The sequence below is a fragment of the Burkholderia sp. ABCPW 111 genome (assembly GCF_000773065.1).
Lineage (GTDB): Bacteria > Pseudomonadota > Gammaproteobacteria > Burkholderiales > Burkholderiaceae > Burkholderia > Burkholderia savannae.
Map to the genome: position 1 here is coordinate 1 of NZ_JPWT01000113.1, position 25,046 is coordinate 25,046.

Sequence of the window (25,046 nt, forward strand, 5' to 3'; positions counted from 1 at the left end):
GGAGGATCACCGGCACGACGACGATCAGCATCGCCCACGTCGACGTGGCGATCAACGCCTTCTCCGCGGCGCCGATCGCGCCCTTCGGATCGAGCACGTCGAGCCCGCACCCGGACAGCGAGGCGAGCGCACCGATCGCCCCGAACCACGACAAGCTTCTCAAAGCCTTTCTATTCATCACATTCGCCAGCAAGATGTATCGCACTCCGATCGAAACCGTCGGACGACCGGTTCGCGGAAGCGCTCGCATCATACGGCCGGCGAGCGAGATGAAAATCAGTCAATGAGACAAATCATCTTTGCCGAAAATGGCAGTGCGACACGATGTCACAGCGTTGGCGGCGCCTGTTTCGATGCGGTGGGAAGATGAGTTGCGCATGTGCGCGTGCGTGCGCGTATACGCGCGAGAAGAAGGCCGCCGGAGACGGAATGGCCGTCGCAGCGGCCGGACACGCGATTGACAACGCGCGCGCGAGGTGCTCGACGTGCGGGCGATCAGCCGCCGCCGCTCGGGCGCGGCGACGCCGATTGTACGCGGCGCGCGCGACGGCCGCACGTTTCGCTACGCCCGCTTCGCTTCAACACGCCGTCGATCGTGCATCGCATTCGAATGCGCCGCGGCGTCGGAATTGTCGGCATGACGGAAAGCGAAGCCGGCGATCGTGATCCGCCGCCGTCGCGTCATTCGCTTCGATGAACGCGGCGGCGCTGCGCGCGGACACCGGGCCGGCGAAGCAGCCCGTGCCGCCTCAAATGCATGCCGATGCATGCGAATCCCGGCGATCGGTCTCCGAAATGCGCCGACATGCGCCGACGTGCGCAAACATGCGCGGACATGCTCCGACTTGCGCGAACGCACGTTTAGTCCCGCCCAAACACGCGACGATCGCGCCGGCGCACGCCGCCCGCCGCACCGCGCTCAAAGCCGTGCGGCGAGCCTCGCGCCCTGGTCGATCGCGCGCTTCGCATCGAGCTCGGCCGCCCGCTCCGCGCCGCCGATCAGATGCACCGGCACGCCCGCCGCCTTCAGCGGCTCGTACAGCGCGCGCTCGGGCTCCTGCCCCGCGCACAGCACGATCGTATCGGCCTCGATCACGGTCGGATCGAGACGCTCCTTGCCGAACGTCACGTGCAGCCCCTTGTCGTCGATCAGCTCGTAGTTGACGCCGCCGATCATCTCGACCTGCTTCATCTTCAGCGTCGCGCGATGAATCCAGCCGGTCGTCTTGCCGAGCCCCTTGCCGAGCCCCGTCGCCTTTCGCTGCAGCAGGGTGACGCGGCGCGCGGGCGGCGCGATCTCGCCGAGCGTCACGCCGCCGCGCGCGAGCGCGGGATCGGTCACGCCCCACTCCGCTTTCCATGCGTCGAGATCGAGCGCCGGCGATTCGCCGTCCTGAACGAGAAACTCCGACACGTCGAAGCCGATCCCGCCCGCGCCGACCACCGCGACGCGCTCGCCGACCGGCTTGTTGCGCGCGAGCACGTCGATGTAGGTCAGCACCTTCGGATGATCCTGGCCCGGAATGCGCGGATTGCGCGGCGCGACGCCCGTGGCGAGCACGACGTCGTCGTAGCCGGCCGCGATCAGCTCGGCCGCGTCGACGCGGCGGCTCAGACGCAGCTGCACGCCCGTCAGCTCGATCTGGCGTGCGAAGTAACGCAGCGCCTCGTGAAACTCCTCCTTGCCCGGAATGCGCTTGGCCATGTTGAACTGGCCGCCGATCTCGGCCGCCGCGTCGAACAGCTCGACGCGATGCCCGCGCTGCGCGAGCACCGTCGCGCACGCGAGGCCGGCGGGCCCCGCGCCGATCACCGCGATGCGCTTCACGTTCGCCGCGCGCGCATAGTTCAGCTCCGTTTCGTGGCACGCGCGCGGATTCAGCAGGCACGATGCGATCCGATTCTTGAACGCGTGATCGAGGCATGCCTGATTGCAGCCGATGCACGTGTTGATCTCGTCGGCGCGCCCCTCGGCCGCCTTCTTCACGAACTCGGCGTCGGCGAGGAACGGCCGCGCCATCGACACCATGTCCGCACAGCCGTCCGCGAGAATCTGCTCGGCGACTTCCGGCCGATTGATCCGGTTCGTCGTCACGAGCGGAATGCCGACCTCGCCCTTCATCTTCTTCGTGACCCACGCGAACGCGCCGCGCGGCACCGACGTCGCGATCGTCGGCACGCGCGCCTCGTGCCAGCCGATGCCGGTGTTGATGAGCGTCGCGCCCGCGCGCTCGACCGCCTTCGCGAGCGTCACGACTTCGCTCCAATCACTGCCGTCCGGAATCAGATCGAGCATCGACAGCCGATAGACGATGATGAAATCGCGGCCGACCGCCTCGCGCGTGCGCTCGACGATCTCGACCGGCAGCCGCATCCGGTTCGCGTACGAGCCGCCCCATTCGTCGGTGCGCTTGTTCGTGTGCAGCGAGATGAACTGGTTGATCAGATAGCCTTCGGAGCCCATGATCTCGACGCCGTCGTAGCCCGCTTCGCGCGCGAGCTGCGCGCAGCGCACGAACGCGCGAATCTGCCGCTCGATGCCGCGCGCCGTCAGCTCGTGCGGCGTGAACGGCGAGATCGGCGACTTGAGCCGCGTCGGCGCGACCGCGAACGGGTGATAGCCGTAGCGGCCGGTATGCAGGATCTGCAGCGCGATCTTGCCGCCTTCCGCATGCACCGCGTCCGGAATCACGCGATGGCGGCGCGCCGCGGCGCCCGTCGACAGCGTGCCGCCGAACGGCTTCGTCCAGCCCGCGACGTTCGGCGCGAAGCCGCCCGTGACGATCAGGCCGACGCCGCCGCGCGCGCGTTCGGCAAAATAGTCGGCGAGGCGCGGCAGCGTCTTGCGGCTGTCTTCGAGGCCCGTGTGCATCGACCCCATCAGCACGCGGTTGCGCAGCGTCGTGAAGCCGAGATCGAGCGGGGCGAGCAGGTGTGGGAACGGAGTCGTCATCGGGTATCGCGGGAACGGATTGATCGGGATCGTTACATCGTAGGCGCACGCACCGCTTGTCCGTGAGGGGGCAAATAGCCATAATGCTTGTCATTCGTGGCCAATTTTGGCCACACTCGTCCAGTTCACGACACGATGACGCGACGAACGACGAAAGACCACCTGGGCCTGCGCCGGCCGACGATTCCGGTCGCGTACCTGCGGCATCTGCTGAAGGTGTTCGAGGAGCGCGGCATCGACGCGCGCGATGCCCGCGCGGGCACCGGCCTGCGCGACGACGTGCTCGGCGAACCGGACGCGCGCGTCGCGCCTTCGCAATGGGGGCGGCTCGTGCTGAACGCGATCCGGCTGAGCGGCGACGAGGGGATCGGCTTCGAGCTCGGGCTGCGGCTGCGGATGTCGGTGCACGGCTTTCTCGGCTACGCGGCGCTGACGGCCGCGGACCTGCGCGCGTCGCTGCTCGTCAACGCGCGCTATTTCCGGATGCGCAACCGGCAATACCGGCTGCACTACGCGGAGCGCGACGACGGCGCGACGCTTTCGCTGCACGGCGTGCAGGCGAGCCCCGTGCTCCAGCATCACGCGATGTTCGAGATCGTGCTCACCGGGATCGCGCAGAACGTCGGCACGGTGACGGGGCGCGCCGCGCCGCCGATCGAGCTGCAATTCGCGTGGCCGCAGCCCGGCTATTACGCGCGCTATCGCGACCGGCTGCCGCCCGTGCGCTTCGATTGCGCGTCGAACGCGCTGTGGGTGTCGCGCGATGCGCTCGACTGGCCGCTGCCGATGGCGGACGAAGTCGCGCATCAGCAGGCGCTCGCGCAGGTCGAACGCGAATATGCGGACGTGCGCCACGAAGAAGGCGATCTGGTCGCGCGCGTGCGCGCGGAACTCGCGCTGGCGGCGCAAGGCTATCCCGAGCCCGACGCGCTCGCGCGGCACCTCCTGATGTCGACGCGCACGCTGAGGCGGCGCCTGCTCGATGCAGGTTCCGGCTACCGCGCGCTCGTCGACGAGGCGCGGCTGCGCGACGCGCGCCGGCTGCTGCGCGCATCCGATCTCGATCTGAAGACGATCGCCGAGCGGCTGCAATTCTCCGACCCGGCGAACTTCACGCGCGCGTTCCGCAAGTGGACGGGGCTCACGCCGAGCGCGTATCGGGAAGCGGGCGACGACGCCGAGCGATAGACGGCGCGCGGCGCGCAATCGCGCCGCGATTCGCACCGGCGCGAGCGCAAGCTATTGCCGATGCGCGTCACGCGAGCGCAACACGTGTGCATGCGTGCAACGCGCGCGACGGCGGGCGGGAACGCCCGGCCCGCGGACGCGAATCCGCTCGCCCGCCGCTTGCCCGCCGCTTGCCAACCGCTCACCAACCGCTTGCTGTCCGATCACCGTCCGACCCGCGACGCTTCGCGAGCGCGAGCTGCGGACGCCTCACGAACGAGCGGGCGACGCGCGCCGTCGCTCGGCAACCGGCGCGCGCGGCTCGTTCGCATACGCGTCGAGCCCCTCGACCAGCGCGTCGAACGCCGCCCGGCAGCGCGGACTGCCGCGCAAATCCTCGTGCATCGTGACCCACATATCGAGCCGTCCGGCAAACGCCTTCGGCAGCACGCGCACGAGCGCGGGATCGCGCCTCGCGAGCGCTGCCTGGCAAATGCCGATGCCCGCGCCGCCGCGAATCAGCGCGAGGTGCGCGAGATCGCTGTCGGTGCGCAGCGTGAACGCGCCGCGGTCGAGCCCCGGGAACGACTTCGCGGCCATCTGCCGGATGAACGCCGTCGGGCGGTCGTAGCCAATCAGCGCATGGCGAACCAGTTCGTCCACATTGCGCGGCGTGCCGCGCCGCGCGAGATAGTCGCGATGCGCATGCAGGCCGAGCTCGATGCCGCCGATGCGCCGCGCGATCAGCTGCGTCTGTTCGGGGCGCGTCATTCGCACCGCGACGTCGGCCTCGCGGCGCAGCAGATCCTGAATGCGGCTCGTCAGCGCGAGCTCGATCTTCAGCGCCGGATGCCGTTGCTGCAAGCGCGCGACGATCGGCGGCAGCACCTCGACGCCGATCACGTCGCTCGCCGAGATCCGCACGACGCCGCGCACGTCCTTGCCGAAGCTCGTCGCCGTGCGCGCGAGCGCATCGGCCGTGCTTTCCATCGCCTCGGCGTCCGCGCGCAGCGCGAGCGCCACGTCGGTCGGCATCAGCCCGGTCGACGATCGCGTGAAAAGCGGCACGCCGAGCGCCGCCTCGAGCGCGGCCACATGCCGGCCGACGGTCGGCTGCGTGAGGCCGAGCGCGCGCGCCCCGCCCGACAGCGAACCCTCGCGCAGCACGCCGAGGAACGAACGATACAGCTCCCAGCCAATTTCCGAGCCCATACGAAAATGTATAGCCGTTAGACGAGATTCGGTAATGTTAATCGATCCGCGCGCGGCGCAGAATGCGCCTGTGGATCACGTTCAGGAGCAAGCGATGGCGACTCTCGACACGGCGCTCGTGGTGGGCGCGGCGGGCGGAATCGGTGGAGAAATGGCGCGAGCGCTGCGCGACGCGGGCTGGCGCGTGCGGGCGCTCGCGCGCTCGTCGCCGGCGGCGAATGGCGGCGCGGCGGACATCGACTGGCGGCTCGGCGACGCGTTGAATCCGCGCGACGTCGCCGATGCCGCGCGCGGCTGCGCGGTGATCGTGCACGCGGTCAATCCGCCCGGCTATCGCCGCTGGAACGAATTGGTGCTGCCGATGCTCGACAGCACGATCGCGGCCGCAGCGCGCGAACGCGCGACGATCGTGCTGCCCGGCACCGTCTACAACTTCGGGCCCGACGCCGGCCACCTGCTGCGAGAGGATTCGCCGCAGCGCCCGCTGACCCGCAAGGGCGCGATCCGCGTCGAGATGGAACGGCGCTTGCACGACGCCGCGGATGCGGGCGCGCGCGTTCTGATCGTTCGGGCCGGCGACTTCTTCGGCCCCGGTGCGCGCAACAACTGGTTTTCCCAAGCTCTCGCGAAATCCGGGCGGCCCGTGCGGACCGTACGCTCGCCCGGCCGCACGGGCGTCGGCCATCAGTGGGCGTATCTGCCCGACGTCGCGCGCACGATGGTCGAATTGCTCGCGCGCCGCGACACGCTCGACGCATTCTCGCGCTTCCACATGGCCGGCCATTGGGACGCCGACGGCGCGCAAATGAGCGCGGCGATCCGCCGCGTCGTCGCGCGGCGAACGGGCGTCGAGCCGCGCATCGCTGCGTTTCCGTGGTGGCTCGTGACGCTCGCGTCGCCGTTCGTCACGACCTGCCGCGAAATGCGCGAGATGCGCTATCTGTGGCGCGAAGCGCTGCGCATGGACAACGCGAAGCTCGTCGCCGCGCTCGGACGCGAGCCGCACACGCCGCTCGACGCGGCGGTGGAAACGACGCTCGATGCGCTCGGCTGCCTGAGCGGCCGCGCACCGCGCGTTGCGCCGTCATCGCGCTGACAATGCGGCCGCGTCGATCCCGAGCCGCTCTCGCAAGCCCGTCCAGCCGCGCGGCGTGACCTGTATCTCGCGTGACGCCGCGACGCGCCGCAGCCATCCGCGCTCGCACAGGCAGCGCATCAGCTGCGCGCCGAGCGGGCCCGCCAGATGATGCTGCCGCTCGGTCGAATCGAGGCATTGGGTCGCGACGCCTCGCCGGCCCGCCGTCAAGCCGTCGACCTCCACGCCCAGTTCGGAAAACCACGCGCGCCCCGACGGCGTGACGTCGAAGCGCTTGTCCGGCGCGGCTGCGAGCAGGCCGAGCGCCTGCATCCGCTGCGTCATCGCGACGCCCACGCGCCCCGCGAGATGGTCGTAGCAGCAGCGCGCGAATTGCAGACGCCGCATGCCCGCGCGCGGACGCGGCGGCAGCGGACGCCGCGTCTCGATCGCGGCGAGACTTTCGAGCGCGAACGCGACCTGCAGGCTCGACAACCGATAGTAGCGATGCCGCCCTTCCGATTCGACGGCGAGCAACTCGCCGTCCACGAGCTTGCGCAGGTGCGAGCTCGCCGTCTGCGGGCTCACGCCGGCCACGCGCGCAAGCTCGCCCGCCGGCCGCGCGCGGCCGTCCAGAAGGCTCACGAGAATCGCGAGACGCGCCGGGTCGGCGATCAGGAACGCGGATGTGACGATGTTCGCTTGAGCTTCCATGGGAGATCCGTCGAATCGAGCGGTGTCGACGAAGATAGCACCGCCCGGCCGCCGACGCTTCGATGCGCGTCGAAACATCCGGCGCACCGGCGCGGCTACGCTTGACGAACCTTCCCGTCGCCGCCTTCGCCAAGGAGCCCGAAATGACCGACACGACGCCTGCAGAGATCCGACACATCCACGCCGCATGGCACGACGCCGTCGTGCGCCGCGACCTCGACGCGCTGATGGCGCTCTACGCGCCCGACGCGATACTCGAGACGCCGCTGATCGTCGCCGTGCTGCGCGAGCGCCCCGACGGAGTGCTTCAGGGCAGCGCGGCGATCCGCGCGTTCTTCGAAGCGGGATTCCGGCAACTGCCGAACGAGCTTGCACGCTGGCACCGCACCGATACGTTCTTCACGAACGGCCGGCAATTGATCTGGGAATATCCCCGCGAAACGCCGCAAGGCGATCAGATCGACCTGATCGAATCGATCGACGTCGCCGGCGGGCGCATCGCGCGCCACCGGGTCTACTGGGGCTGGGCCGGATTCAACGCGCTCGTCGCGGCGATGAAGCGCGCCGAATCGGCCGCGTGACGCGGCAAGCTTCGGCAAGAGAAAAAGACGAAAAAGGACCGCACGCCGCGCGGCCGTGCGGTACGTGCCGCCGCGTCCGGGCGCAAGCGCGCATCCGCCGCCGGCTCACCGGCACGGCGGCGGATTGGAGCGCGCGGCCCGGGCGGGCTCGACACACGCACCCGCCGGCCGATGCAACACCGACACGCATCGGCCGTTCCGTCGGCGCTACGCTTGACGCGGCGCGTCGACGGGCGGCGTGCCGTCGTGAAAAAGCGTCTTCAGCTGCGCGCGCAATTCCGGCGAATCGGTATGACGATGAACCGTGACCGCGTGCTGCACGGCGGCCTCCATCAATTCGTCATCCGAATCGGCGGACAGCGCGACGGTGCAGTGCATTTCGCTCGGAAACTCCCGGCAATCGATGTATTTGCGAGCCATGACGCCCTCCTCGCATGTGATCTGAAGCCAACCTGACGATCGATCTTCCCCCGGGGCAATCGCTTCGGAAACGACGATGACGCGCATCGAACGAAGTGATGGTTGGATTCTAGGTCACGGCGAAACGGTTCGTTAGGCTAACCGATGAAGAACGCGAACGCGCGGCGCACCGCGCGCCCTCGCGGCATTCGCCGCCGTCCCGACGGCCCGCTCCTCGCGCGCGCTCGCAACGCATGACGCAACCGCGCCGCGTCATTCGTGCGGCGGCAGGTAATCCATCTGGAATTCGTCGTACAAGCGATAGATCAGTTCGAGCATTGCGCGGATGTCCTCCGATTCGTCGAGCATCCGCGTGCTCATGATGATCGGCGACACGAGATTCGAATCGTCGAGCTCCTTGTAGCCGACGTCGTCGCGCTTGAGCCCGTACACGCTGTGCGGCACGACCGATACGCCCTCGCCCGCCGCGACGAGCCCGAGCGCGATCTGCAGCTCGCGCGTCTCGTAGATCCGGCGCGGCTTCAGCGCGCGATCGTGAAACGCGGCGAGCACCTGGTCCGCGTAGCTCGGCCGCGGCGTCTTCGGAAAGATGATCAGCGTCTCGTTGACGAGATCGTGCAGCGACAGCACCGGCTTCGCCGCTTCGAGCGGATGCCCGAGCGGCAGCGCGACGATCATCCGCTCCTCGCGCAACACGATGCGCCGCACGCTCGGGTCTTCGTGGCGAATGCGGCCGAAGCCGACGTCGATCCTCCCCTCCTTCAACGCCTTGATCTGATCCATCGTCGACATCTCGTGCAGGCTCAGCTCGACCTCGCCGTATTCGTCGCGAAAGCGGCGGATGATTCTCGGCAGCATCCCATACAGCGTCGAGCCGACATAGCCGACCGACAGCGCGCGCTCGATCTTGCCGATGCGCTTCGTCATCGATTCGAGCTCGGCCGTCTGCGCGAGCAGTTGCACCGCGTGCGAATAGAAGAAGCGTCCCGCATCGGTCATCTTCAGCGGCCGGGCGTGCCGCTCGAACAGCATCACGCCGAGCGCGTCCTCGAGCTGCTGGATCTGCCGGCTCAGCGGCGGCTGCGCGATGTGCAGGCGCTCGGCCGCGCGCGTGAAATTCTGCTCCTCCGCGACCGCGACGAAGTAGCGCAAGTGCCGCAGTTCCATCTTCATACCTCGTGGATATCGATCCGATACTCAATCGGTGTTGGACGCACCGTTTTGCCGGCAACTATCCTCAATCTGACCGCGTTGTCGTCAAGCACTATACCTGCGAAGCATCGCAGGTTCATCCGGGTTTTCCGCACGACGCGCATTGCGGCGCAGCGACGGACCGCTCGTCCGGACGCACGCCGGCCACGAACAGAGCCCATCAGGAGACGCCCCCCATGATCCCGATCTACCCGGATCGTCACCCGACGCTGCGATGCATCGACGACTTCCTCGTCGAGGACAAGGCGCACGGCGACTACCGCCTGCACCGCAGCGCGTTCACCGACGAGATGCTGTTCGAGCTGGAGATGAAGCACATCTTCGAAGGCAACTGGATCTATCTCGCGCACGAGAGCCAGATCCCGAACGCGAACGACTATTACACGACCACCATCGGCCGCCAGCCGATCGTGATCGCGCGCAACCGCCAGGGCGAGCTGAACGCGTTCGTCAACGCGTGCACGCATCGCGGCGCGATGCTGTGCCGGCACAAGCGCGGCAATCGCGCGAGCTACACGTGCCCGTTCCACGGCTGGACGTTCAGCAACAGCGGCAAGCTGCTCAAAGTGAAGGACCCCGAAGGAGCCGGCTATCCGGACTGCTTCAATCGCGACGGCTCGCACGATCTGAAGAAGATCGCGCGCTTCGAGAACTACCGCGGCTTCCTGTTCGGCAGCCTGAATCCGGACGTCGAGCCGCTCGCCGCGTATCTCGGCGACGCCGCGCGCATCGTCGACATGATCGCCGACCAGTCGGCGGACGGCCTCGAAGTGCTGCGCGGCGCGTCGACGTACACGTACGAAGGCAACTGGAAGCTCACCGCCGAGAACGGCGCGGACGGCTATCACGTGTCGGCCGTGCACTGGAATTACGCGGCGACCGTCAATCACCGCAAGACGGATGCGCAGCACGAAGACGCGATCCGCGCGATGGACGCGGGCAAATGGGGCCGCCAGGGCGGCGGCTTCTACGCGTTCGATCACGGCCACATGCTGCTGTGGACTCGCTGGGCGAACCCGGAGGACAGGCCGAACTTCGATCGCCGCGACGAATTCGCCGCGCGCTGCGGCGGCGACATCGCCGACTGGATGATCCGGAACTCGCGCAACCTGTGCCTGTACCCGAACGTCTATCTGATGGACCAGTTCGGCTCGCAGATTCGCGTGCTGCGGCCGCTCGCCGTCAATCGCACCGAGGTCACGATCTACTGCATCGCGCCGAAGGGCGAAGCGCCCGACGCGCGCGCGCGCCGCATCCGCCAGTACGAGGATTTCTTCAACGCGAGCGGGATGGCGACGCCCGACGATCTCGAGGAATTCCGCGCGTGCCAGCAAGGCTATGCAGGCCGCGCGGTCGAATGGAACGACATGTGCCGCGGCGCCGCGCACTGGATCGAAGGCCCCGACGAAGCCGCGCGCAAGATCGGCATCCGTCCGCTGCTGAGCGGCGTGAAGACCGAGGACGAAGGGCTGTACACGGTCCAGCACCGCTACTGGATCTCGACGATGAAGCAGGCGCTCGCCGCCGAAAGGAGCCGCGCATGAAGACGATCGACATCGCGGACATCCGCGCGTTCCTCTACCGCGAATGCCGGCTGCTCGACGACAAGGCATGGGACGCGTGGCTCGACTGCTATCACCCGGAGGTCGTGTTCTGGATGCCGTCGTGGGACGACTCGGACGAGCTCGTCACCGATCCGCAGCGCGAGATCTCGCTGATCTACTATCCGAACCGGCAGGGGCTCGAGGATCGCGTGTTCCGCATCAAGACCGAGCGCTCGAGCGCGACGATGCCCGATACGCGCACGAGCCACAACGTCGCGAACGTCGAGCGCGAAAGCATCGAGGGCGACGTGCACATCGTGAGATTCAACTGGCACACGCTCAGCTATCGCTACAAGACGGTGTCGAGCTACTTCGGAACGTCGCGCTACGCGATCGACTTCTCAGGCGACGCACCGAAGATCGTCAGCAAGTACGTCATCCTGAAGAACGACTACATCAACCAGCTGATCGACATCTATCACATCTAGCCGGCCGCGCGCCGCACGCCGCTCGCCGCGTCGCGCCCGAGGAACGCATCATGGAACACCGCATCGCTCTCCAGTTCGAAGACGGCGTCACCCGCTTCATCACGTGCCGCGACGGCGAAACGCTCGCCGACGCCGCGTATCGCCAGCAGGTCAACCTCCCGCTCGATTGCCGCGACGGCGCGTGCGGCACCTGCCGCTGCCGCTGCGAATCGGGCGACTACGACCTGCCCGAATCGAGCTACATCGAAGACGCGCTCACGGCCGACGACGCCGCCCGGCGCTACGTGCTCGCGTGCCAGACGCGCCCGCGCGCCGATTGCGTGATCGACGTGCCCGCGTCGTCGGCCGCATGCAAGACGAGCGCCGTGCGCCACGAGGGCACGCTCGCGTCGATCGAGCGGCTGTCGGCATCGACGATCCGCTTTGCGATCGACGTCGACGAGCCCGCGAAGCTCGCGTTTCTCGCGGGCCAGTACGTGAACGTCGAGATTCCCGGCGCGGGCGCGACGCGCTCGTACTCGTTCAGCTCGCGGCCTGGCGACGCGCGCGTGTCGTTTCTCGTGCGCAACGTGCCGGGCGGACGGATGAGCCGCTATCTCGTCGACGAAGCCGCGCCCGGCCAGCGCATCGCGTTCTCCGGGCCGCACGGCAGCTTCTATCTGCGCGACGCCGCGCGGCCCGCGCTTTTTCTCGCGGGCGGCACCGGCATCGCGCCGTTCCTGTCGATGCTCGACGTGCGCGCGACGCGCGACGGCGCGCCGCCCGTGCGGCTCGTCTACGGCGTCACGCGCGACGACGATCTCGTCGCGCTCGATCGCATCGGCGAAATCGGGCGCCGCCTCGCCGGCTTCGAGTACCGGACCTGCGTCGCGGACGATGCGAGCGCGCATCCGCGCAAGGGCTACGTGACCGCGCACGTCGAACCCGAGTGGCTGAACGGCGGCGACGTCGACATCTACCTGTGCGGCCCCGTGCCGATGGTCGACGCGGTGCAGACGTGGCTGCGCGAGCGCGGCGTCACGCCGACCAATCTGTACTTCGAAAGATTCTCGTCGAGCAGCGGATCATGAATCGCCAACATGCACCCGGCCGCTTCGGCGGCAAAGTAACGGTCGTCACGGGCGCCGCGCAAGGCATCGGGCGCGGCGTCGCATTGCGCGCGTCGCGGGAAGGCGCAACGACGGTGCTCGTCGATCGCGCGGAATTCGTGCATGACGTCGCGGCCGAAATCGCGGCCGAAGGCGGCCGCGCGCTCGCCGTCGTCGCCGACCTCGAAACGTACGCGGGCGCGGAAGCGATGGCGCGCGCGGCCGTCGACGCGTTCGGCGCGATCGACGTGCTCGTCAACAACGTCGGCGGCACGATCTGGACGAAACCGTTCGATCGCTACGACATCGCGCAGATCGAGGCGGAAATCCGCCGCTCGCTGTTCCCGACGCTGTGGTGCTGCCGCGCGGTGCTGCCCGGCATGATCGAGCGCGGCCGGGGCGCGATCGTCAACGTGTCGTCGATCGCGACGCGCAGCATTCATCGCGTGCCGTACGCGGCGGCGAAAGGCGGCGTCAACGCGTTGACCGCGAGTCTCGCGTTCGAGCATGCGGCGCACGGTGTGCGCGTGAACGCGGTCGCCGCCGGCGGCACCGACGCGCCGCCGCGCAAGACGCCGCGCAACGCCGAACCGCAAGGCGACGACGACGCGCGCTGGTATCGCGCGATCGTCGACCAGACCCTGTCGTCGAGCCTGATGCACCGATACGGAACGATCGACGAGCAAGTCGCCGCGATTCTGTTTCTCGCATCGGACGAAGCGTCGTACATCACCGGCTCGGTGCTGCCCGTCGGCGGCGGTGATCAGGGTTGAGCGCCGCGTGCGTGCGCACGCGTGCGTTTGCGTGCGTTTGCGCACGCGTATGAACGCTGCGGAATTTCATGCGCGAACTCGCGGCGCCGCGCGCACGAATTCCGCTACGTCGTCGAGCACCGGCAGAAAGCGCCGCATCGGCAAGCCCAGTGCGCCGACGAGCAGCGCATGCCCGATGCGCGGATAGAGCCTGACCTGCACCGCGCCGCCCGCGGCGGCGACGCGCGCAGCGAACCGCGCCGTGTTGCCCGGCCTCACCGTCGCGTCGTTTAGGCCCGATACGAGCAGCATCGGCGGCTCGCTGCCATCGACGAAGCGGATCGGCTGGCTCGCGTCGCGCACGGGCTCGGGAAAAATCCGCATCAGCGTCGCGTCGGCGAGCGGCAGGAAATCGTACGGACCGGCGAGCCCGACCACGCCCGCAAGATCGCGCTTGCCCAGACCGTGCGCATCGAGAAAGCGGCCGTCGGTCGCGAGCAGCGCCGCGATCTGCGCACCCGCCGAGTGACCCGCGACGTACACGCGGCGCGGGTCCGCGCCGAGCTCGGCGGCATGATCGCGCGCCCAGCGCACCGCCGCGGCTGCGTCTTCGACGAAGTCCGGAAACACCGCGCCCGGATACAACCGATAGTCGGGAATCGCGACGACGCAGCCGCGCGACGCGAACGCCTCGCCGACGAACCGGTAATCGCCGCGCCGGCCGCTCTGCCAGCTGCCGCCATAGAAGAACACGACGAGCGGCTTGCCGTCGCCGCACGTGCGCGCGCCGCGTCCGGCCGGCAAATAGACGTCGAGCGAACGGCGCGGCCCCGCACCGTAGACGATGTCGAAACGGCCGACAAACGTCGCGCGGCGAGCCGCCGCGTTCAGTACGACCAACGGATTGCGGCCGGCCCACACGCCGAGCGTCACGGCCGATCCGATCAACATCATCCCTGCCAGCATCGCCTGCTCCTCGGTTACTCGAACGACGACGCGCGCATCGCGCGCCGCCATATCGGCGCGCGCACGCAACATTCAAACGCTTCGAACGCGCGCGGCGCATTGCCGCGCAGCCGCGCCGCATTCGATCCACACGCCTTTCCGTTGCGAGAATCGTCTTCCCTGAAAAACCGGTAAACGATAAAGCGGCCAAATAGTCGATTCGTAGAGTGTCGTCTCGGTATTGCGAGACTCGCTCGCTCCGCACCCACACCGGCGATGGCCGTGTGCAATGCGCTCGTCAAACCTCGCCGCGCTGCCGCGCGAGTTCGACGGCGGCGGCCTGATCCGGCGCCGCGCCGATTCCGACGACGGCCGCAAAGGCCGCATGTCGCCGACCGCGAGCGGCGAGCGGCGAGCGCCACGTTCGCTCGCGCGACGTTCGCGATGCGCCACGCACGCCGTCGAGCATCAAAACAAAAGCGACGGGCAACGTGAACAAAAAAAGCGGCCGGCCCGATGCCGGGCCGGCCGCTCGTCGACATTGCAGCGAGCGTCGCGCGGCGAGCGCGCGACGCGATGCATTACGAAGCCGCTTCGGGGCTCGACGGCACGCGCACGGCCGCCGCCTCGCGCGCTTCGCGCGCCGCCGCGCGCTCGTGCTCGGCGACCCACGACGCGATGTCCATCTCTTCGAAGCGAACGAAGCGCGTCTTGTGAACGAGCCGGTAGCCGAACCACACGACGAGGAAGAGCGGAATGCCGACGTAGGTCGCGAGCACGCCGACCCAGTCGATCTTGTTCGCGAGGAACGCCTGATAGTCCTGGCCGAGCGCGATCACGATGCACAGCGCGAACGCGAAAATCGGGCCGTACGGATACAGGTTCGACTGATACGGCAGCTGATCGATCGAGAAGCCCTGCCGAACGAAGCCCTTGCGAAACCGATAGTGGCTGAGCGCGATGCCGAGCCACGCGATGAAGCCCGTCATTCCCGACGTGTTCAGGAGCCACAGATAAACCGTCTTGTCGCCGTACAGCGACGACAGGAAGCACAGCGCGCCCACCGCGGTCGTCGCGTACAGCGCGTTGCGCGGCACGCCGCCCGCCGACAGCTTCGCGAACAGCTTCGGCGCACGGCCTTCGGTCGCGAGGTTGTAGAGCATCCGCGTCGACGCGTACATTCCCGAGTTGCCCGCCGACAGCACGGCGGTCAGGATCACCGCGTTCATCACGCCCGCGGCGAACGCGAGGCCCGCATGACGGAACACGAGCGTGAACGGGCTCACGCCGACGTCGGTCACGTCGCTCTTCAGCAGGCTCGGATCGGTATAAGGAACCAGCACGCCGATCACGAAAATCGCCAGCACGTAGAACAGCAGGATGCGCCAGAACACCTGACGCACCGCGCGCGGGATCGTCGTGCGCGGGTTTTCCGATTCGCCGGCGGCGACGCCGATCAGCTCGGTGCCCTGGAACGAGAAGCCGGCGATCATCGCGACGCCCATCATCGCGGGCAGGCCGCCCGCGAACGGCGCGTCGCCGATCGTGAAGTTGCTCCAGCCGTTGCTCGGGCCGCCCTTCAGGATGCCGAAGATCATCAGCAGCCCGACGCCGATGAACGCGAGCACGGTGACGACCTTGATCAGCGCGAACCAGTATTCGGCCTCGCCGAAGCCGCGCACGGTCAGCACATTGAGGAGGAACATCACGCCGAGGAACGCGGCGCTCCACCAGACCCCCGGCACGTCGGGAAACCAGTAATGCATGACGAGCTGCGCGGCGACGAGCTCGACCGCGATCGTCACCGCCCAGTTGTACCAGTAGTTCCAGCCGAGCGCGAAACCGAAACCCTCTTCGACGTATTTCGCGCCGTAAGTCGCGAACGAGCCGGACACCGGCATGAACGCGGCCATCTCGCCCAGGCTCATCATCAGGCAGTAGACCATCACGCCGATCAGCAGGTACGCGAGCATCGCGCCGCCGGGGCCCGCCTGCGAGATCGACGCGCCGGACGCGACGAAGAGCCCCGTGCCGATCGAGCCGCCGATCGCGATCATCGTCAGGTGACGGGCTTTCAGGCTGCGGCGCAGCTCGGGAGGTTTCGATTGTGCGGTTGAACGGTCGGAATTCGGGTGTGGTGACATAAAGGGCTGGCAAGGAGCGGCGGGCGACGGTTCGACGCCGCGCCGGGCAGGACGCCGGATTCGGCGCGTCCCCGGGACGATCTGCGGCGCGCCGCCCGGTGCCAACCGGGCGCGCCGCGCCACACGCATTTTTTGCGCAGCGCGGATTCTACCCGATTCATCAGAGCACGCCTGCAACACGGCGTGCTGCGACGCGCAAGATAACCGCCGGCAAAACGCTTTGCCGATCAATGGGTTGCGCGCAGAACGCGGTGCATCGGGGCGCGCCGCCGCGCGTCGCGAGCCGGCGCGCCCCGATGCACCGCGTCATCGAAAAATATGATGAATCCGAAAACGCCCGGTATTCGCTGCGGTGCGGCACGCCGCGGCGGACAACGGACCATGCACCGCGAACGGCGCACGCGTGCGGCGGCGGCGCCCGAAAAACGGAAGGGCCGCTCGTAGCGGCCCTTCTCTTCTCCCTGATTTGCCTGCTTATCCTGCCTTACAGCGCTGCGTTACAGCGCTGCGTTACATCGCGATCGCGGCCTCACACCGCCTGCGGCACCGGATGCAGCGGCACCCGGCGCGGCGCGGCCTTCGCCGCCTGGCGCGCGTTGCTCGCGTCGATCTCGGCGATCAGATCGTCGAGACGCTCGAGGTGCACGCTGTTGTCGTGATCCCACGGATGGAAGCCCGGGCGGAAGTAGTCGATCCATTCGCGCGCGATCAGCGCGAAGATGCCGTTCTTCGGGCCCCACAGATACTTGACCAGCTTGCCGATGCCGAGGCCCTTGCCGATGCGGCGGCGATGCGAGATCAGCAAGCGCGTGTTGAAATCGAACAGCGTCGCCCAGAACACGACCGTGACGAGCATCATCATGCTCGTGCGCAGCAGGTAGCTCTTCAGGCTCGGCTTCATCACGGTGCGCCACACGTCGTATGCGACCGCCTTGTGCTCGGTTTCCTCCATCGAGTGCCACATCCACATCTGGCGGTAGCCGTCGACTTCGCTGGTGGTGATGCGGTTCGCGAGCACGAGGCCCGTGAACATCGCGGTGTAGTGCTCGAGCGCCATCGTGATCGCGAGCTGCATCGAATTCGGCAGCGCTTTCTTGAACCAGCCGAGCACCGTCCACAGGCGCTTGTCGAGCTTGTGCGCGGGCATGCCCGCCGCCTGCAGCAGATCGTTGAACTCGACGTGCTCGCGCGTGTGCATCGCTTCCTGGCCGATGAAGCCCGCGATGTCGCGCTTCAGATTCGGCTCCTCGACCCGGTCGCGATAGTTGCGCACCGAATCCATGAAGAAGCGCTCGCCCGCCGGAAACAGCAGCGACAGCGCGTTGAACAGATGCGTCACGCCCACGCCCTCGGTGTGCCAGTCGCAGATGCGGTCGGGCGGCAGGGCGAAGCGAATATCGCGACGAACAATAGCATTCACGGTGTTTGTCTCCAGGTCCCGTCATGGGACGTCGGTGCGACTCGATGCAACGCCCCCGATGGTTCGATTTGGGAATTGGGGCGTGGTCGCAATCTCACATCAAACCATCAATCAACGTTACATTGATGGATGTCATCATAGAAGACGATCCAAGTCCGCGCAAGAACGACTTCACGCAAAAAACACATTCTTCGTTGCGGAATTTCCCTTACCCGCGTGCGCAAGCCCCCGTGCGCGCGGCTTGCGCGGCTCGCGACGACGCCCGAGCGTCTCCTTCAAACGGCGCGCGGGCACACCGGGCATTCGCGTCGGCCGCATGCGGCATGGCGACGTTCGCCGCTTGCTTCGGCAATCGCGAAGGCTTTCGTCGCAGCGCACAAGCTGCATCGCACCAAGCCCCGGATTCGCGGCTCGGAAGATGCTGCTCTTCGCTCGCAGGCATTCTCCCGTTCGCGTCGGCACTGTATTCGCCGCGTTGCAGCACGACGCCGCGCATCGCGATGCCGGCGCAGGCGGCGCTCGCCCAAGAGGCGATGCGCGAGCAGCGCGCCGACGCGCGCATCGGCCCATGCCCCTTTTTCGCCGCATGCGCGCGATGCGTGGCCGCGCAGATTGATCCACGTCAGCAATGCGCGCGACGCGTGTAGTGCAATGAACGCATCGGACATCGCACGTTTCCCTAGGGGGTCTCATGAAACTCACGTTCCTCGGCGCGACGGAAACCGTCACGGGCTCGAAGTATCTGCTCGAGGACGGCGGGACACGCGTCCTGATCGACTGCGGGCTGTTCCAGGGCACGAAGAACCTGCGGCTGCGCAACTGGAGCCCGCTGCCCGTGCCCGCCGATTCGATCGACGCCGTCGTGCTCACGCATGCGCATCTCGACCACAGCGGCTATCTGCCCGTGCTCGTGCGCGAAGGCTTCCGCGGGCCGGTCTATTGCACGCACGGCACGGCGGAGCTCTGCGAGATCATGCTGACGGACAGCGCACGGCTCCTCGAGGAAGAAGCCGAGTTCGCGAACCGCCACGGCTACTCGAAGCACCATCCGGCGTTGCCGCTCTACACCACCGACGACGCGCAGCGCGCGCTCCAGCGTCTCGCGCCGCGCGAATTCGACGCGCCGACGCCGCTCGCGGGCGGCCTGCACTTCCGCTTCCTGCCGGCCGGGCACATTCTCGGCGCGGCGAGCGTCGTCGTCTGCTGGCGGCACACGCTGCTCGCGTTCTCCGGCGATCTTGGCCGCGCGCACGATCCGATCATGCGCGCGCCCGTGCCGCCCGTTCATGCGGACTATCTCGTCGTCGAGTCGACGTACGGCGACCGGCTGCACGACACGAGCGATCCCGAAGCCGAGCTCGCCGACGTGTTCTCGAAGACGTTCGCGCGCGGCGGCGTGGTCGTGATGCCGTGCTTCACCGTCGGGCGCGCGCAGGAGGTCCTGTATTACATCGCACAACTGAAAAAGACCGGACGGATGCCGCACGTGCCCGTGTTTCTCGACAGCCCGATGGCGACGAGCGTCACCGAGATCTACCAGCGGCGGCTCTCCGATCACCGGCTCACGATGTCCGACGCGGACGCGATCAGCCACGCGGCGGTGATGGTCCGCACGGTCGAGCAGTCGAAGGCGATCGCCGACCACAACGGGCCGATGGTCATCATCGCGGGCAGCGGAATGGCCACGGGCGGCCGCGTGCTGTATCACCTCGAGCGCTACGCGCCCGACAGCCGCAACACGATCCTGCTCGTCGGGTATCAGGCGGCGGGCACGCGCGGCGCGGCGCTCGCCGCGCACGAACCGACGCTGAAAATCCACGGCGAATACGTGCGCGTGCGCGCGCAGGTCGAAATGATCTCGTCGCTGTCCGCGCATGCGGACTATGGCGAGATCCTCGGATGGCTCGGCGCGCAGTCGAGGGCGCCCGTGCGCACGTTCGTCACGCACGGCGAGCCCGCGGCGGCCGATGCGCTGCGGCGGCGGATCGAGGAATCGCTGCACTGGCGCTGCGAAGTGCCGTCGTATCTCGAATCGATCGAGCTGGAAGACACGCCCGCGCGAACGACGTGAGTGCGACGAGGCAAACGCAACGCCGGACACGTGGCCATCTCCGGCGCATCGGAATGCGCAACGCTTCGGGGGAATCGGCCGGATACCGGGCGGCGTGCGCCGATTCGTAGGCGCCGGCGTAACGAATCGGCTGACGAATGCCGTGCGGGAGACACGTCTGCGGCAAGATCAAGCGCCGATGTTTCGGCTCCCTGAACGATCGCGCGAATCGATCGCGCGATCGTGCCGCGAAGTGATCTCAACCCGGCTCGGCGCCGCCGCCGGATGTCGAGCAACGCGGAAACGAAGCATGCGAGCGTTGCCGTCATGCAAGGCAACGCGCCGCACGAAAGAGGCGTTCGCCGCCGCTGCGCACAACGCCGGCGGCCGCGCCTCCACCGCCTCGACTCGGCGGGCGCCGACTTCGCGCGGCGGACGCCGGCGCGGCCACGATCAGCACATGTGCATCCCGCCGTTGATCGCGAGATCGGCGCCGGTGACGAACGCGGCGTCGTCCGAGCACAGGAACGCGATGAGCGCGGCCACTTCGTCGGGCCGCCCAAGCCGGCCGACCGGAATCTGCGGAAGAATCTTCGCTTCGAGCACGTCCTGCGGCACCGCTTCGACCATCGCGGTCGCGAGATAGCCGGGCGACACGGTGTTGACCGTGATCCCGCGTTTCGCCGTCTCGAGCGCGAGCGTCTTCGTGAAGCCGTGGATGCCCGCCTTCGCCGACGCGTAGTTCGCCTGACCGAACGCGCCGCGCGAGCCGTTCACCGATCCGATGTTGACGATGCGCCCGAAGCGCCGCTCGACCATGCCGGCGATGAACTGTTTCGTCACATTGAACATCGCGTCGAGATCGGTTCGCATCACGGCGTCCCAGTCGCCCTTCGTCATCTTCAGGAACGTCGCGTCGCGCGTGATTCCCGCATTGTTGATCAGCACGTCGACCTTGCCGAAATCCGCGAGCACCTTTTCCGCGCACCGCTCGCACGATTCGAAATCCGCGACGTCGACGCTGTACGCCTTGAAGTCGCGCCCGGCATCGCGCTCGTGCATGAGCCACGTCGACACATGATCGTTGCGCTCCGAATGCGACACCGCCACGGCCATGCCGGCGTCGTACAGCCGCCGACTCACCGCGGCGCCCAGCCCGCCCATACCGCCTGTCACGAACGCCACGCGTTTTGCTTCCATCACGGCCTCCCGATAAGATGCCCGGCGCGACATCGACGCCGCGCGGCCCGCGAGCGATGTCGCGCGGCCGCCATCCGGGCATGGGTTGAGAAATATGTTGCTTGCGGCTCGCGGCGAACGCGCGCACCGATTCATATGTGCGGCAACGTGTCGACGCCCGTTGCCGTGACGTTGCGTGTCGTCCCTCTACGCCATCGCGTTTTACTGTAAGCACGCACTCACGCGATCCGTTGACCTGAGTCAAACGGATGCACGGCACCGACGCACAGCCCTGCTGTAGGAAACGCCCTACAACGCTACGCTGATGCCTACCGGAAGTTCAACGTTCGACAGTATCGATGCGGCAATCCGCGTTGCATACTGACAAGCGTAGGGGTGGTCTTCGAATGATCATTCCGACCCGCGTTTCGTCGTCTATGCTCTTAGCGGGCGGGCTTGCCTCGGCTGATTCGGCAATCGCAACGAAACGACGGATTGCGCACGACGAGATGCAAGCCTCGCTCCCGGACGGCAGTTCCGGCCGTTTGCCATCGTCGTCCGGCATGCCGCGCAGCGCAGTCGCCCTTCTTCTCCGACGCCGCCGCGCAATGCGGCACTGCGTGCCGCGCCACGTGTCTGCGCGCTCGACCGTGCCAGTCGAGCCCGCCGCATGAAAGGAGCCGATTATGCTGACCGCCTCAGCCAATGAAGCCGCGCCCTCGTCCGTGCCGCAACGGCCCGTGTTGCAGTTGCATCCCGTTGCGGCCGAGGACACGCCGAAGCAGCCGGCGACGCGCTGCTCGACCTGCGCGACACGCAACGTGTGCATGCCGGCCAGCCTCACGCCGAGCGAGCTCGCCCGGCTCGACGCAATGGTGTGCACGACGCGCCACGTCAAACGCGGCGAAGCATTGTTTCGCACGCACGATACGTTTCAGAGCATCTATGCGGTGCGCACCGGCTCGTTCAAGACGGTCGTCATGCATCGCGACGGCCGCGAGCAGGTGACGGGCTTTCAGATCGTCGGCGAAACGCTCGGTCTCGACGGTGTATGCGGCGGCCGCCACAACAGCGATGCGATCGCGCTCGAGGACAGTACCGTCTGCATCATCCCGTTCGCGCAGCTCGAAGCGGTGTGTCGCGAAGTCAAGCCGATGCAGCACCACGTACATCAGTTGATGAGCGGCGAGATCGTCCGCGAATCGAGCCTGATGATGCTGCTGGGCACGATGACGGCCGAGCAGCGCGTCGCCGCGTTCCTGCTCAACATCTCCGAGCGTTTCCAGAAACGCGGCTATTCGGCGTCGGAGTTCAATCTTCGGATGACGCGCGAGGAAATCGGCTGCTATCTCGGGATGAAGCTCGAAACCGTCAGCCGGATGCTGTCGAAGTTCCAGCGCGACAAGCTGATCGCGCCGCGCGGCAAGCAGATTCGCATCACCGATCCGCAGGGGCTCGCGCGCGTGTGACGCGTCGCCTGCGCGGCGCACGCCCGAAGCCTGAAGCCGCGCGCGCATCTTCGATGAAGCCGCTTGCTTCGCGGCGGGAGCGGTGCGCCCGTGCGCCGCGCACGGACGCCGCTTGATTCAGCGCATCGTCAGCACCGCCGCGCCCGTCAGGCGCCCCGAGCGCAGATCGTCGAGCGCCTGGTTCGCTTGCGCGAGCGGATACGGCGTCGCCTCCACGTCGAGCTGCACGTCGTTCGCGATCCGCATGAATTCCGCCGCATCGTCGCGCGTCAGGTTCGCGACCGACACGATCCGCCGCTCTCCCCACAGCAGGTCGTACGAAAACGACGGAATGTCCGACATGTGAATTCCGCCGCACACGACGACGCCGCCCTTCGCGACCGCCGCGAGCGCGGCCGGCACGAGCGCGCCGACCGACGCGAAGATCAGCGCGGCGTCGAGCGGCTCGGGCGCGGCTTCGTCGCTGCCGCCCGCCCATGCCGCGCCGAGCCGGCGCGCGAGCTGCTGCGCCGGGACATCGCCGGGGCGCGTGAACGCGTAGACCGTGCGCCCCTGGAAACGCGCGACCTGCGCGACGAGATGCGCGGCCGCGCCGAAACCGTACAGGCCGATGCGGCGCGCGGGGCCCGCCATCTTCAGCGTCCGGTAGCCGATGAGGCCCGCGCACAGCAGCGGCGCCGCGTGGACGTCGTCGTAGCGGCTCGGCAAGTGCACGCAGAAGCGCGCGTCGGCGACCGTGCGCTCCGCGTAGCCGCCGTCGATCGTGTAGCCGGTGAAGCCGGGGGCGTCGCACAGGTTCTCGCGGCCGCTCTTGCAGTACATGCAGTGGCCGCATGCGCGGCCGAGCCACGGCACGCCGACGCGATCGCCGATCGCGAAGCCCGCCGCGCCCGCGCCGAGCGCGGCCACCGTGCCGACGATCTCGTGGCCCGGAATCACCGGCCGCTTCGGATCGCGCAAGTCGCCGTCGACGACGTGCAGATCGGTCCGGCATACGCCGCACGCGTGCACGTCGATCAGCAACTCGCCCGACGCCGGCCTCGGATCGGGCAGCTCCGCCTCGCGCAGCCGCGGCGCGCCGCCGTCGAACACCATCGCGCGCATCAACGCGCTCCCGAGCGCCGCGCATGCGCGGCGTCCGCCGCCCGCGCGTGCGAGGCGAGGCGTTCGCGCACGCGCCTGATCGCGATCACGCGCAGGTAGTCGTGAACGCGCGCGCCGTCCGCAAGGCGCGCGATTTCGTCATCGAGCATGTGCATCAACTCTCCCTCCGTGATCGAGCGCCGCCGCGCGGCGGCGAGCAGCGAATCGAAAAGCATGTCGTGGTGCATGATGCGTGTCCCTGTGCGTCGTCGAATCCGTTGGTGTCCATCGGTTCCAGCGTAGGTGCATCGTCATCGATTGAACCCCCGCGGCACGAGGGCGGCTTGACCTGGGTCAAGCGTCGCCGGTTCGCGGCCGCGCCGACGCGCGGACACGCGGACACGCGGACACGCGGACACGCCTTGCGCCGGCACGCGCCGACGCAAGCACACAGCACGCGACGCGCGCGCTGCGCGGCGCGCCGTCATCGACCTGCCGCGACAATTTCGCCCGGATCGCATTGACCTGCATCAATGGTCGCGCCCCGTCGCCGCTTAGACTGGAATCGAATCTCCGATCGAGGTACGCGCCATGTTGAACAGTCTGCCGAATCTTGCGCTGGCGTGCATGCTGGGCGCGGTCTGCATCGGCGCGGCCGGCGATGTGCGGGCGCAAGTGCGCGAGCCGACCGAGCTCGTCGACCAGCAGCATTGCATGTTCTGCCACGCGCCGAACATGCCGTTCCTCGCGCCGTCGTTTCATCAGATCGCGGAGCGCTATCGCGACGTGCCGAATGCCGCCGAGATGCTCGAGCAGAAGCTGCGTCTCGGCGGGCGCGCGCACTGGGGCGACGCGCCGATGCCGACCGCGCCCGAGCGCGGCGGCCCGCTGTCGAAGGAAGACGCGCATACGTTGATCCAATGGGTCATGAGCCAGTAGCGCGGCGTCGCCGCGCACATTTTGCAAGGAGCCAGCCGTGCGCATCACCGTTCATCTCGATACGTTCGCGTCCGCCGATCCGGCCGCCTACGCGATCCTGTGGATCGACACGGCGGAGCGCAGGTGGTCGCGCGAAGGCCATGCGGGCGTCGAGCTGCCCGCATGGGGCAACGTCGTCTGCCGCGACGGCGCGACCCGCGTGACAGGCGCCGACGATTCGCATTCGCTGTGCGTGCTCGAAGGTCTCGACCTCGGCGCGAAGCACGGTCCGTTCGAAGGCGAGACGGGCGCGGCGCACTGGTATCGTCACGCGCACCACTCGCCCGTCGTCGGAGAGTGGCACGTGCAGTGCGTCGACGAAACCGCCGCGCCCGCCGAGCACGAGCTGTTCACGGGGCGCGAGGCATCCTGAGCGGACGGCGTCGCGCGGGCGGGAAGCGTCGCCCCGCGCGCGCCGATGTGTCCGTGCGGGACGCGCTCGGGGAATTTTCGGAGTCTTCGGGAGTCACCTGTTCGTCGCTTCGTCGCTTCGTCGCTTCGTCGCTTCGTCGCTTCGTCGCTTCGTCGCTTCGTCGCTTCGTCGCTTCGTCGCTTCGTCGCTTCGTCGCTTC

At 67.9% G+C, this 25,046-nt stretch carries 23 protein-coding genes and 1 pseudogene; 12 read left to right on the forward strand and 12 right to left on the reverse strand.

Annotated elements, in window-relative coordinates; all coding sequences use genetic code 11:
* A pseudogene (locus X946_RS25775) lies at window positions 1-178 on the reverse strand (ubiquinol oxidase subunit II); the annotation flags it as partial.
* A 741-nt stretch (window positions 179-919) separates the two neighbouring features.
* Entirely contained in the window at window positions 920-2,953 is a 2,034-nt protein-coding gene (locus tag X946_RS25785; protein WP_038753638.1) for an NADPH-dependent 2,4-dienoyl-CoA reductase, read from the reverse strand.
* A 135-nt stretch (window positions 2,954-3,088) separates the two neighbouring features.
* Here X946_RS25785 and X946_RS25790 point away from each other — a divergent pair, with 135 nt between their 5' ends.
* Entirely contained in the window at window positions 3,089-4,141 is a 1,053-nt protein-coding gene (locus X946_RS25790) for an AraC family transcriptional regulator (RefSeq protein WP_038753641.1), read from the forward strand.
* Window positions 4,142-4,390: 249 nt separating this feature from the next.
* On the opposite strand, the gene X946_RS25795 is transcribed toward X946_RS25790, so the two are convergent.
* Window positions 4,391-5,332, reverse strand: a complete 942-nt coding sequence (locus X946_RS25795) for a LysR family transcriptional regulator (RefSeq protein ID WP_038753644.1) — start codon at window positions 5,330-5,332, stop codon at window positions 4,391-4,393.
* 94 nt (window positions 5,333-5,426) lie between these two features.
* Here X946_RS25795 and X946_RS25800 point away from each other — a divergent pair, with 94 nt between their 5' ends.
* The gene (locus X946_RS25800) at window positions 5,427-6,428 is read left to right on the forward strand and encodes an NAD-dependent epimerase/dehydratase family protein (RefSeq protein WP_052145186.1); all 1,002 of its coding nucleotides are present in this window, start codon (window positions 5,427-5,429) and stop codon (window positions 6,426-6,428) included.
* Here X946_RS25800 and X946_RS25805 read toward each other — a convergent pair.
* Window positions 6,417-7,121, reverse strand: coding sequence for an ArsR/SmtB family transcription factor (locus tag X946_RS25805; RefSeq protein WP_038753650.1), 705 nt, complete (start codon window positions 7,119-7,121; stop codon window positions 6,417-6,419). The genes X946_RS25800 and X946_RS25805 overlap by 12 nt on opposite strands.
* Before the next feature lie 143 nt (window positions 7,122-7,264).
* Here X946_RS25805 and X946_RS25810 point away from each other — a divergent pair, with 143 nt between their 5' ends.
* Window positions 7,265-7,702, forward strand: a complete 438-nt coding sequence (locus tag X946_RS25810) for a nuclear transport factor 2 family protein (RefSeq protein ID WP_038753692.1) — start codon at window positions 7,265-7,267, stop codon at window positions 7,700-7,702.
* A gap of 207 nt (window positions 7,703-7,909) precedes the next feature.
* Here X946_RS25810 and X946_RS25815 read toward each other — a convergent pair whose 3' ends face one another.
* Together X946_RS25815 and X946_RS25820 are read right to left on the reverse strand one after the other, a co-directional pair.
* Window positions 7,910-8,122: a DUF1059 domain-containing protein gene (locus X946_RS25815; protein WP_038753695.1), complete on the reverse strand. Its 213-nt coding sequence runs from the start codon at window positions 8,120-8,122 to the stop codon at window positions 7,910-7,912.
* 252 nt (window positions 8,123-8,374) lie between these two features.
* Window positions 8,375-9,289, reverse strand: a complete 915-nt coding sequence (locus X946_RS25820; protein WP_038753698.1) for a LysR family transcriptional regulator — start codon at window positions 9,287-9,289, stop codon at window positions 8,375-8,377.
* Between the two features lie 221 nt (window positions 9,290-9,510).
* On the opposite strand from X946_RS25820, the gene benA reads away from it, so the two are divergent.
* The 4 genes from benA to X946_RS25840 are packed head-to-tail and all read left to right on the forward strand — an operon-like array spanning window position 9,511 to window position 13,227.
* Window positions 9,511-10,878, forward strand: a complete 1,368-nt coding sequence (gene benA, locus X946_RS25825; RefSeq protein ID WP_038753653.1) for a benzoate 1,2-dioxygenase large subunit — start codon at window positions 9,511-9,513, stop codon at window positions 10,876-10,878.
* Entirely contained in the window at window positions 10,875-11,366 is a 492-nt protein-coding gene (gene benB / locus X946_RS25830; RefSeq protein ID WP_038753656.1) for a benzoate 1,2-dioxygenase small subunit, read from the forward strand. The genes benA and benB overlap by 4 nt, the downstream gene beginning before the upstream one ends.
* A gap of 50 nt (window positions 11,367-11,416) precedes the next feature.
* On the forward strand, window positions 11,417-12,436 hold the full coding sequence (gene benC, locus X946_RS25835) for a benzoate 1,2-dioxygenase electron transfer component BenC (protein ID WP_038753659.1): 1,020 nt from the start codon (window positions 11,417-11,419) through the stop codon (window positions 12,434-12,436).
* On the forward strand, window positions 12,433-13,227 hold the full coding sequence (locus X946_RS25840) for a 1,6-dihydroxycyclohexa-2,4-diene-1-carboxylate dehydrogenase (protein ID WP_038753661.1): 795 nt from the start codon (window positions 12,433-12,435) through the stop codon (window positions 13,225-13,227). Before benC ends, X946_RS25840 begins: the two co-directional genes overlap by 4 nt.
* A 66-nt stretch (window positions 13,228-13,293) precedes the next feature.
* On the opposite strand, the gene X946_RS25845 is transcribed toward X946_RS25840, so the two are convergent.
* From X946_RS25845 to X946_RS25860, 3 genes are all read right to left on the reverse strand, one after another.
* Window positions 13,294-14,172, reverse strand: coding sequence for an alpha/beta hydrolase (locus X946_RS25845; protein ID WP_081990038.1), 879 nt, complete (start codon window positions 14,170-14,172; stop codon window positions 13,294-13,296).
* A gap of 560 nt (window positions 14,173-14,732) precedes the next feature.
* On the reverse strand, window positions 14,733-16,295 hold the full coding sequence (locus X946_RS25855; protein WP_038753663.1) for an amino acid permease: 1,563 nt from the start codon (window positions 16,293-16,295) through the stop codon (window positions 14,733-14,735).
* A gap of 529 nt (window positions 16,296-16,824) precedes the next feature.
* Complete coding sequence (locus tag X946_RS25860; protein WP_038753666.1) at window positions 16,825-17,715, reverse strand: metal-dependent hydrolase; 891 nt, start codon at window positions 17,713-17,715, stop codon at window positions 16,825-16,827.
* Between the two features lie 44 nt (window positions 17,716-17,759).
* Here X946_RS25860 and X946_RS35330 point away from each other — a divergent pair, with 44 nt between their 5' ends.
* Both X946_RS35330 and X946_RS25870 read left to right on the forward strand, forming a co-directional pair.
* The gene (locus X946_RS35330) at window positions 17,760-18,362 is read left to right on the forward strand and encodes a hypothetical protein (RefSeq protein ID WP_156437575.1); all 603 of its coding nucleotides are present in this window, start codon (window positions 17,760-17,762) and stop codon (window positions 18,360-18,362) included.
* Window positions 18,363-18,406: 44 nt separating this feature from the next.
* A complete protein-coding gene (locus X946_RS25870; protein WP_038753671.1) occupies window positions 18,407-19,786 on the forward strand; it encodes an MBL fold metallo-hydrolase RNA specificity domain-containing protein in 1,380 nt (459 codons plus the stop codon).
* A 432-nt stretch (window positions 19,787-20,218) separates the two neighbouring features.
* On the opposite strand, the gene X946_RS25875 is transcribed toward X946_RS25870, so the two are convergent.
* On the reverse strand, window positions 20,219-20,965 hold the full coding sequence (locus X946_RS25875; protein WP_038753674.1) for a beta-ketoacyl-ACP reductase: 747 nt from the start codon (window positions 20,963-20,965) through the stop codon (window positions 20,219-20,221).
* Window positions 20,966-21,630: 665 nt separating this feature from the next.
* Here X946_RS25875 and X946_RS25880 point away from each other — a divergent pair.
* On the forward strand, window positions 21,631-22,413 hold the full coding sequence (locus tag X946_RS25880; RefSeq protein ID WP_038753677.1) for a helix-turn-helix domain-containing protein: 783 nt from the start codon (window positions 21,631-21,633) through the stop codon (window positions 22,411-22,413).
* Between the two features lie 117 nt (window positions 22,414-22,530).
* Here X946_RS25880 and X946_RS25885 read toward each other — a convergent pair whose 3' ends face one another.
* Window positions 22,531-23,517 (reverse strand): zinc-dependent alcohol dehydrogenase family protein, encoded by a 987-nt coding sequence (locus X946_RS25885; RefSeq protein ID WP_038753681.1) that lies wholly within the window; start codon window positions 23,515-23,517, stop codon window positions 22,531-22,533.
* Window positions 23,517-23,744, reverse strand: coding sequence for a DUF3562 domain-containing protein (locus X946_RS25890; protein WP_038753684.1), 228 nt, complete (start codon window positions 23,742-23,744; stop codon window positions 23,517-23,519). Before X946_RS25890 ends, X946_RS25885 begins: the two co-directional genes overlap by 1 nt.
* 343 nt (window positions 23,745-24,087) lie before the next feature.
* Here X946_RS25890 and X946_RS25895 point away from each other — a divergent pair, with 343 nt between their 5' ends.
* Window positions 24,088-24,435, forward strand: a complete 348-nt coding sequence (locus tag X946_RS25895) for a c-type cytochrome (protein ID WP_038753687.1) — start codon at window positions 24,088-24,090, stop codon at window positions 24,433-24,435.
* Between the two features lie 37 nt (window positions 24,436-24,472).
* Window positions 24,473-24,847, forward strand: coding sequence for a DUF3564 domain-containing protein (locus X946_RS25900; RefSeq protein WP_038753690.1), 375 nt, complete (start codon window positions 24,473-24,475; stop codon window positions 24,845-24,847).
* Window positions 24,848-25,046: the final 199 nt, after the last annotated feature.

What these genes read in the sequence shown, in the direction of transcription:
- X946_RS25795 (WP_038753644.1), bottom strand. Translation starts at nt 5,332, where the DNA reads ATGGGCTCGGAAATTGGCTGGGAGCTGTATCGTTCGTTCCTCGGCGTG.
- benB (WP_038753656.1), top strand. Translation starts at nt 10,875, where the DNA reads ATGAAGACGATCGACATCGCGGACATCCGCGCGTTCCTCTACCGCGAA.
- X946_RS25885 (WP_038753681.1), bottom strand. Translation starts at nt 23,517, where the DNA reads ATGCGCGCGATGGTGTTCGACGGCGGCGCGCCGCGGCTGCGCGAGGCG.
- X946_RS25800 (WP_052145186.1), top strand. Translation starts at nt 5,427, where the DNA reads ATGGCGACTCTCGACACGGCGCTCGTGGTGGGCGCGGCGGGCGGAATC.
- X946_RS25855 (WP_038753663.1), bottom strand. Translation starts at nt 16,295, where the DNA reads ATGTCACCACACCCGAATTCCGACCGTTCAACCGCACAATCGAAACCT.
- X946_RS25875 (WP_038753674.1), bottom strand. Translation starts at nt 20,965, where the DNA reads ATGGAAGCAAAACGCGTGGCGTTCGTGACAGGCGGTATGGGCGGGCTG.
- X946_RS25895 (WP_038753687.1), top strand. Translation starts at nt 24,088, where the DNA reads ATGTTGAACAGTCTGCCGAATCTTGCGCTGGCGTGCATGCTGGGCGCG.
- X946_RS25785 (WP_038753638.1), bottom strand. Translation starts at nt 2,953, where the DNA reads ATGACGACTCCGTTCCCACACCTGCTCGCCCCGCTCGATCTCGGCTTC.
- X946_RS25810 (WP_038753692.1), top strand. Translation starts at nt 7,265, where the DNA reads ATGACCGACACGACGCCTGCAGAGATCCGACACATCCACGCCGCATGG.
- X946_RS25815 (WP_038753695.1), bottom strand. Translation starts at nt 8,122, where the DNA reads ATGGCTCGCAAATACATCGATTGCCGGGAGTTTCCGAGCGAAATGCAC.
- X946_RS25790 (WP_038753641.1), top strand. Translation starts at nt 3,089, where the DNA reads ATGACGCGACGAACGACGAAAGACCACCTGGGCCTGCGCCGGCCGACG.
- X946_RS25880 (WP_038753677.1), top strand. Translation starts at nt 21,631, where the DNA reads ATGCTGACCGCCTCAGCCAATGAAGCCGCGCCCTCGTCCGTGCCGCAA.
- X946_RS25840 (WP_038753661.1), top strand. Translation starts at nt 12,433, where the DNA reads ATGAATCGCCAACATGCACCCGGCCGCTTCGGCGGCAAAGTAACGGTC.
- benC (WP_038753659.1), top strand. Translation starts at nt 11,417, where the DNA reads ATGGAACACCGCATCGCTCTCCAGTTCGAAGACGGCGTCACCCGCTTC.
- X946_RS25890 (WP_038753684.1), bottom strand. Translation starts at nt 23,744, where the DNA reads ATGCACCACGACATGCTTTTCGATTCGCTGCTCGCCGCCGCGCGGCGG.
- X946_RS25820 (WP_038753698.1), bottom strand. Translation starts at nt 9,289, where the DNA reads ATGGAACTGCGGCACTTGCGCTACTTCGTCGCGGTCGCGGAGGAGCAG.
- X946_RS25845 (WP_081990038.1), bottom strand. Translation starts at nt 14,172, where the DNA reads ATGCTGGCAGGGATGATGTTGATCGGATCGGCCGTGACGCTCGGCGTG.
- X946_RS25805 (WP_038753650.1), bottom strand. Translation starts at nt 7,121, where the DNA reads ATGGAAGCTCAAGCGAACATCGTCACATCCGCGTTCCTGATCGCCGAC.
- benA (WP_038753653.1), top strand. Translation starts at nt 9,511, where the DNA reads ATGATCCCGATCTACCCGGATCGTCACCCGACGCTGCGATGCATCGAC.
- X946_RS35330 (WP_156437575.1), top strand. Translation starts at nt 17,760, where the DNA reads ATGCAACGCCCCCGATGGTTCGATTTGGGAATTGGGGCGTGGTCGCAA.
- X946_RS25870 (WP_038753671.1), top strand. Translation starts at nt 18,407, where the DNA reads ATGAAACTCACGTTCCTCGGCGCGACGGAAACCGTCACGGGCTCGAAG.